We start from the raw sequence: 1,616 nt of genomic DNA, 5'->3' as shown, positions 1-1,616 counted from the left end.
TCAGGCGCAGTTTCAAAGCGCCTGTCACTGAAACTACTTGGAACTTACAACGCCGTAGAGAACTGGCTAAAAACACTAACAAGACCTTTTGGAAAGACAATGTCACAAAGCTGACTTTCAACGAGTACATTTGCATCTGAAACGGCAAAAAACCACAATACTAAAAATCGAAAACAATTTCAGCAAACCACGTCCAGACACAAAACAGAGCAAAATTGCACAATTCATTAGCCTTAACTTTTCTGCTTTAGCTGCGTTTTTCCGCTGGCAACTAACGCTGCATTAAGGTGTGAGCGACGCTTGGCTATACTTGAGCGAAGCGAAAGCGCCAAGCGTTGCGAATCACTCTTAAATGCTTTGTTATGTGCGTGCTAAACGGTAGCGCCTTACCGTACCCTCACTGTCATCTGTGTAGTTACCGAGGTATTCACCACCACAGTTTTCGATGACCTTTTGAGATGCGGGATTGTCAATTGAGCAAGTTACAATAACTGAATCAGTGACAACATGGTCTCGCACCCAAGCAAGCAGAAATGAGGCTACCCCCTTACTACGAGCTGACGGTCTAGTTTCGTAGCCAATATGACCAATGACATTTTCTACGTTGGCATTAGTACCTTTGCGAACTCGGATTGCACCTAAAATTTCGGAGTTCGATATACAGTAGTAAGTTGTGCTAGGTAAATATCCCTTTGGTAACTCGGAGATTGCCTTTGAACGTTCGACCAAACCTGACAAATAAGCTGTCGGATCTTGCTCCACACCCGAATATTTTGGAATACCCGATTCTAGGCATTCTTTCGCATAACTCGCTAATATTGGGGCCAAATCAGGATTGGCCTCTATCACTTCCATGTCAATTTTCCTCATAAGCACATAACGCTGCGTTAAGGTGTGACAAGCGCTTGCCATACTTGAGCGAAGCGAAACCGGCAAACGTTTGGAATCACTCTTAAACGCTTTGTTATACCAATTTTTCAAGCTAAATGACACACCAACTATCTTCTGATTTACACTATAAACCAAACCCAATCTTTGGTTGTTTGCGCACTGAACGCACACCCCATGAAGACAGGTCTGGTTTAGGTTGACCTACAAAATCTCCAAGGCAAATATAACCTTTTGCTAGATAACGATATAAGAAATCACCACCATCAAGAGAACCATTCCTGTCATCGCCGAATGGCAATCGAATACGCTCTACTCGTAAATCTAAGGCCGCTTTGAACGCTGGATAGACTGATGAATTAACTGGATGAGAGTCGAGATCTTTTATGAGAGCCTTATCTGAAACTTTCGCGATTGTACGACTAAATATCATAATTAAGCGCTTTTGTTGTTCAGATGAAACAATGACCATTTCCATAACGGCTTTCCTTTGAAACAAGAAAGTATATAGGAAACCCCTAACCAACACGACACAACTCTTTGATTATGAGCGCATTGGTATAACGCCCAATTAAGTAGCCCGAAACGCACTGGCTCACTTTCCGCATTGCTCGGCAACACGAAATTCAACGCAAACCAAAATCGCCGAGCGTTGAGGGTCTGCTTGAATTGTTTGTTATGTTTTACCACAAATGACTGATTTATTTGGCAAAGAACTGCATTCTTGA

2 protein-coding genes are annotated in these 1,616 nt (G+C 42.6%); both read right to left on the bottom strand.

Annotation, left to right across the window (positions count from 1 at the left end; all coding sequences use genetic code 11):
- Positions 1-360: 360 nt before the first annotated feature.
- Positions 361-855 carry a GNAT family N-acetyltransferase gene (locus CDZ87_RS16710; RefSeq protein WP_100754532.1) on the bottom strand — a complete coding sequence of 165 codons (495 nt, stop codon included), beginning with the start codon at positions 853-855 and terminating at the stop codon, positions 361-363.
- Between the two features lie 160 nt (positions 856-1,015).
- Positions 1,016-1,366, bottom strand: a complete 351-nt coding sequence (locus CDZ87_RS16705) for a hypothetical protein (protein WP_100754531.1) — start codon at positions 1,364-1,366, stop codon at positions 1,016-1,018.
- Between the last annotated feature and the right edge of the window lie 250 nt (positions 1,367-1,616).

The organism is Vibrio salilacus (assembly GCF_002811245.1).
GTDB lineage: Bacteria > Pseudomonadota > Gammaproteobacteria > Enterobacterales > Vibrionaceae > Vibrio > Vibrio salilacus.
The sequence above is the reverse complement of the archived record's forward strand: the minus strand, read 5'-3'. Positions and strand labels throughout refer to the sequence as shown.

Bases quoted from the DNA above. Each gene is read 5' to 3' on its own strand.
- CDZ87_RS16710 (WP_100754532.1), bottom strand. From the start codon at position 855: ATGGAAGTGATAGAGGCCAATCCTGATTTGGCCCCAATATTAGCGAGT.
- CDZ87_RS16705 (WP_100754531.1), bottom strand. From the start codon at position 1,366: ATGGAAATGGTCATTGTTTCATCTGAACAACAAAAGCGCTTAATTATG.